This is a genomic window from uncultured Negativibacillus sp., from assembly GCF_944388365.1.
Lineage (GTDB): Bacteria > Bacillota > Clostridia > Oscillospirales > Ruminococcaceae > Negativibacillus.
Genome location: NZ_CALXIN010000110.1, coordinates 1 through 5,527 on the forward strand (window position 1 = coordinate 1; position 5,527 = coordinate 5,527).

Consider the following 5,527-nt stretch of genomic DNA (forward strand, 5'->3'; position numbering starts at 1 on the left):
CCAGCCAGAAGTTCCTGGCAGGTTCGACCGGCTCGGATCTGGATGCCATCTGCCGCGGCAAGGTATGGCAGGATGGCCTCAACTACCGCTGCGGCACCGGACATGGTGTCGGCTGCTTCCTCAATGTCCACGAGGCACCTCCGAACTTCCGTGACCGCACCGTCGCTCTGGAGGAAGGCATGTTCATCACCATCGAACCAGGCGTCTATACCGAAGGCAGCCATGGTGTCCGCACCGAAAACTCGGTGGTCGTTGCAGAGGACGTAAAGACCGAATACGGTCAGTTCTATCGCTTCGACACCTTCACCCTTGTTCCAATCGACACCGACTGCATCGACATTTCCCTGATGACCGACGAGGAAATCTGCTGGCTCAACAGCTATCATCAGCACGTCTATGACAAGGTTGCTCCGCTGGTCAGCGAGCGCGCAAGAAAGTGGCTGGAGAAAAAGACACAGCCAATCAAACGCTAACAATCAACAAAAAAGTCCGTGTGTCCCGAAAAGGTACACGGACTTTTTTAACAGACAAACACACAAAAAGGCGGATGGAAGCTCATCCGCCTTTTGCATATATTCTCTTTACAAGTACAAAATCACAAATCCTGCCATTGCAAACGAAGCAGCTGTGAATAGGATCATCCCTGGATTGAGCAACGCAGCATCCAATGCTCCATCCTCCAGAGGTGGTGTATTCTTCACCCGCAAATGACGGTAAATCCAGGCAGTGCGCACCGCATAGATGCTTGCCGTCAAATAGATCACTACCAACAGATACAAAGCCGCCGGTATCTGATCGCCGATCATCGGCAGGATACCGCCAACAAAATTAGCCGCCGCGTGCAGCAGAATGGTGTTCCAGATATTTCCGGTGCGCAGGTAGATGCCGGCGAACAGGAGTCCCAGCACAAAAGCATAAGGATACTGCACCACGTTGCCGTGCATCAGCATAAACAGGCAGGCACTGGTGAACAGGTAGGCTTTTTCTCCATAGTTGCCGACCGCCTCATAAACCAGCTTGCGAAATAAAAATTCCTCCGCCAGCGGTGCCAGTACCACCAGCAGCAGAATCCCTCTCCACAAGGAATAGGTCGAAACACTCTGCTCCACCAAATTGGCTACCGGTGCGCCCTTCACCATTGCCAGCAGGAGATTGATCAGATTGCCCACGATGTTAAACAGATACATCAATCCAATTCCCAGCAGTGCACAGCTGAGAAATTGTTTGGGTGAAAGCATTTTCGCTGAGATGGGTCGGCGCGGATTGCGGATGCTTCGAATCACCATGGCAGCAGCCGGCAATGCGACCAAATATTGTACTCCATCCTGAATCAGCAGTGATACCCATTCTGTTTCCAACAATCCCATCGAGCGTGCCAGCAGCAACAATGGTATCGGAAAAAACTGGGTAATCAGCATATAAAGCAGCATTCCCAACCCCAATCGATTATAACAACGTCGAATCTCTTTTTCCTGTTCCATCTGTTTCTCCCTTTCTGCCTGTATATGGTGCACTTTATATCATTTTATTCCCAACGATGTGGCAATAATTGATCCAATGTAAAAACGCCCTCATTCAAATACACCTGTGCCAGATAATTGTCGTCGTGCAGCTGACACAGAAACTCTCTGCACCGTCCGCACGGTGGAATGACGGTAAAACTGCCGTCCTCACCGCAGTGTACTGCGACCACTGCCGCTACCCGATTTTCTCCGGTAGTGACCATCGCCGCTGCTGCGGCATGTTCGGCGCAAAATCCCATCGAGCAAGGGGTATCAATACATACCCCTGTATACAGGTTTCCGCGATCGGTCAGCAGTGCTGCTCCAACCGAAGCCGCCCAGCTGTTTTTGGAAAGCTGACGAGGACGACAAACCGCCTTCGCCGCTTCGATCATTCGGTTCCAGTCAATCTTCTCCATTATGCAACAGGTTCCTCTCTTAATTTTGTGATGATGCTCTTGTTCTTCCATTTTCCGCTTGCATAATAAATGCCAGAAATCAACAGACCAAGCACCCATCCGACTGCGTAGGAGTAGTAGATGCTCTCCTTATCAAACAGCCATGCAAGCAGGTATGCTGCCGGCAGTCTTGCCAGCCACAAGCTGATAAACGAGGAGATCATCGGCACCATCATATCGCCGGCGCCTCTCAGAACAGAGTTAAACATAAAGCTGATTGCCAGCAGCGAGTAAAACGGCAGTACACCATGCAGGTAAGCGACGCCTGCATCAATTACCTCCAGATTGTGGCTGAACATCTGCATCATAAAGGCACTGGTCGGATACAGCAGCGCACCGATGACGATACAGCAGCCGATCGACAGGATCATCGAGGCCTTCAGTCCTTCTTTGACACGGTGCTGGTTTCCTGCGCCGATATTCTGTCCGGTGTAGGTGGTCAGCGCATTGGACAGGCTCTGTACCGGCAGGAATGCAAAGGTGTCGATCTTGTTGGCGCCGTTAAAGCCCGCCATAAAGGCCGAACCATAGCTGTTGACCAGCGACTGCATGAACATGATACCGATGGAAAACAGCGCCTGCTGGATGCCGGAAGGGATGCCCAGTTTCATCGCCTGTACAAACAGTCCCTTCTGGAAATAGAATTTTTGCGGCTTGATGGTGATAAAGTCATACCGGCAGTTGATGTAGAATACACCGAACAGCCAGGAGGAAATCTGCGCGATGATGGTAGCCAGTGCAACACCGGCGACACCCATTCTGATTGGAATGGTCAGCACCAGGTCAAGCACGATGTTGATGACGGTTGCAATCATCAAAAACAGCAGCGAGGTGCGGCTGTCACCCAGTCCCTGCAGAATACCATAGTTGATGTTAAATCCCAAGTTGCCGATGATACCGATAAAAATGATGATCATATAGGTTCTTGCCATTTCCAGTGTTCCATCGTCCGGCACCTGGATCAGACGCAGCATCGGGTCACTGAGCAGTACACCGATCAGCGAAAGCGGAATGATGCCGATAATCAGCGCTGTATAGATGGTGTTGACCGTCTGGTTGACCTTTTCCAGGTCACGCGCTCCGTAAAACTGGGAGATCATGATGGTTGCACCGGTACCAATTCCCATAAACAGCGAGCTGAGCATAAAAATGATAGGAAATCCTGTTCCCACCGCAGCCAGTGCCTGATCGCCGATGACATTGCCGACGACCACACTGTCCACCATGTTATACAGCTGCTGGAACACATTTCCCAACAGCAGTGGCAGGGTAAAGCTGATAATCAGCGTATACGGATTGCCCGCCGTCATGTCAATAGATGTTGATTTCTTTGCCTTTGCCATAGCTTTCTCTTCCTCTCCTTTAAAATTCCTCTCTTTCACAGGTACATTCTATCCCCCTGTTTTTATTCAACAAGGATAAAAATAGATGGACAAATTGTCCATCCGTACCTCTTTTTCATTATAAAAGAAATACCTATGAATTACAAGGTGGTTTTTCCCTTCCTTTTCCATTTTCTGCATTTGTTTTTTGTTTTGTGTATTACGGCTATTTTTATTTTTATTTTTTCTTTTATTTTTATTGACTTTTTACGACACAGGCGTTATAATGTAGTTACACAAAAACAAAGGGACTTTTCTCCCCTGTTTTTGTTTCCTAAACTTCATTTTGAGATCTCCTGACCGGTAACGCCGGTCGTCCTCTATTTTTTATTACACAGCCGAAAAGGGAAGTCCGTTTGGACTTCCCTTTTCGGCTTTTCCCTTTTCTTTGCGCTGCATTGCCTTCTGTAAAATTATGTGCTATAATAATTCGATGTACCTTTGATATTGTTCTAAAACATAGACGCATTTTCTCCGGTTATCATCGGCAATCTGGGCCGGAAAGAAGAGGAGGGTTTTATGGAATACGATAAAGAATTTTTACTGGAACAGCAGTATCTGCAAAAGACCTGTTCCTTTATTCAGGAAAATCTCAGCCGTGAAGAGGCTGCCTGTGCGGATGAAAAAGATCAGATCATCTCTGCCCGAAAGGAAATGTGGGAAAATGTCTCCTTCCGCGGTGGCTTCGACAACGCTGTTGAAGCTCATCAGGTCCTGGAATCCATTCAGAGCCAGTCTGCACGCTATGATGCTGCCCACAAGCGCATCGACCACTACCGTCAGGCATTGGACAGCCCTTATTTTGCACGCATCGACTTTACCGAGCGCGGCTTTGAATCGGAACCGGCTGAAAAAATCTACATCGGTCTGTCCACCATTCAGGATGAGGACAGCTATGAAACCTACGTCTACGACTGGCGCACTCCTATCGCCAGCCTGTTCTACCGGTACGAAACCGGCGAGGTAGAGTACCAGGCACCTTCGGGCACCATCCATGGCAGTGTGTCGCTCAAACGCCAGTTTGAAATCAAGGACAGCACCCTCAACTACTTTTTTGACTCGGATGTCAACATCATGGACAACATGCTGCGTGAGGCGCTGTCGCACAACGCTTCCCAGCAGATGAAGTCGATTGTCGAAACCATCCAGCGTCAGCAGGACATGATTATCCGCGACACCCAAAATGAGCTGGTCTTTGTACAGGGAGTTGCCGGCAGCGGCAAAACCGCCGTTGCGCTGCACCGTGTCGCCTTTCTGCTGTATCAGGGCGTTACACAAAAGCTGTATGCCAACAACATTATTATCATCTCCCCGAACAACCTGTTCGGCAGCTACATTGCAAATGTTCTGCCGGAGCTGGGCGAACAAAACGTTGCCAGCCTGACCTTCGAGACACTGTTTGCCAAGGTCAGTGATACTGGAAACACCCTGCTCCCTCGCAGCCAGCTGCTGGAACAGATGGTCTGCGCGGATACCAAGAAGGAACGCACGCTGCTGCACCGGTCGGTGGAGTTTTTCTCCTCCGCCGCCTTTGCAACCATTCTGGAGCGGTATGTTTCCTACTATACCCGCCGGCTCATCCCCTACACCGATCTGTATTACGACGGAAAGCTGGTGGAAACCCGCGAGGAGATGAGCGCCTTTGTACAGAAGGCCTGCCGCCGTGCACCGCTCGACGGCGCGCTCAAGCTGTTGGAACAGCGCCTGTGGACCCAGCTGCACAAGCTGCGCCGCGAAAGCCGTCTGCCTAAGCTGCGCAAATTCTCGGGCACCTTTGTCCAGCATCTGTACGACAAAAAGCAGTTTGGCCGTCTGCTTTCGGTCAAGGAGAGCAGCCGCATCAAACGTCAGATCAAGGCGTTCACAACGTTGGACAGCATGGAGCTGTACCGCCGATTGATTGCCAACCGCACTCTGTTCTTCCATCTGGCACGCGGTCTTTCGCTGCCCGACTGCATCGACGAGATTCTCGACGGCGCACAGGCACGGTTAAACGACCCTTCGCCGTATCTTTCCTATCAGGATGCAATGCCGCTGTTGTATCTGCACCTCAATCTGTTTGGCTGTGACCAGTTTTCGGACATCCGTCAGGTGGTGGTGGATGAGGCACAGGACTATTATCCGCTGCATTTTTACATCCTCAAAAAGATGTTCCCATCTGCCCGCTACACTATCATGGGCGACT

At 50.3% G+C, this 5,527-nt stretch carries 5 protein-coding genes; 2 read left to right on the plus strand and 3 right to left on the minus strand.

What is annotated here, in order from left to right:
• Window positions 1–473: M24 family metallopeptidase C-terminal domain-containing protein (locus Q0L39_RS10365; RefSeq protein ID WP_296628956.1), on the plus strand; the 473-nt coding region annotated here is incomplete at its 5' end.
• 108 nt (window positions 474–581) lie between these two features.
• Here the strand turns inward: Q0L39_RS10365 and Q0L39_RS10370 are convergent.
• Genes Q0L39_RS10370 through Q0L39_RS10380 form a run of 3 tightly spaced genes read right to left on the minus strand, consistent with a single transcriptional unit; the run spans window position 582 to window position 3,303 of the window.
• Window positions 582–1,481, minus strand: a complete 900-nt coding sequence (locus Q0L39_RS10370; protein ID WP_296628957.1) for a type II CAAX endopeptidase family protein — start codon at window positions 1,479–1,481, stop codon at window positions 582–584.
• A 44-nt stretch (window positions 1,482–1,525) separates the two neighbouring features.
• Window positions 1,526–1,921 carry a cytidine deaminase gene (locus tag Q0L39_RS10375; protein WP_296628959.1) on the minus strand — a complete coding sequence of 132 codons (396 nt, stop codon included), beginning with the start codon at window positions 1,919–1,921 and terminating at the stop codon, window positions 1,526–1,528.
• Window positions 1,921–3,303 (minus strand): MATE family efflux transporter, encoded by a 1,383-nt coding sequence (locus tag Q0L39_RS10380; protein WP_296628961.1) that lies wholly within the window; start codon window positions 3,301–3,303, stop codon window positions 1,921–1,923. Before Q0L39_RS10380 ends, Q0L39_RS10375 begins: the two co-directional genes overlap by 1 nt.
• 558 nt (window positions 3,304–3,861) lie before the next feature.
• On the opposite strand from Q0L39_RS10380, the gene Q0L39_RS10385 reads away from it, so the two are divergent.
• Window positions 3,862–5,527: AAA family ATPase (locus tag Q0L39_RS10385; protein ID WP_296628963.1), on the plus strand; the 1,666-nt coding region annotated here is incomplete at its 3' end.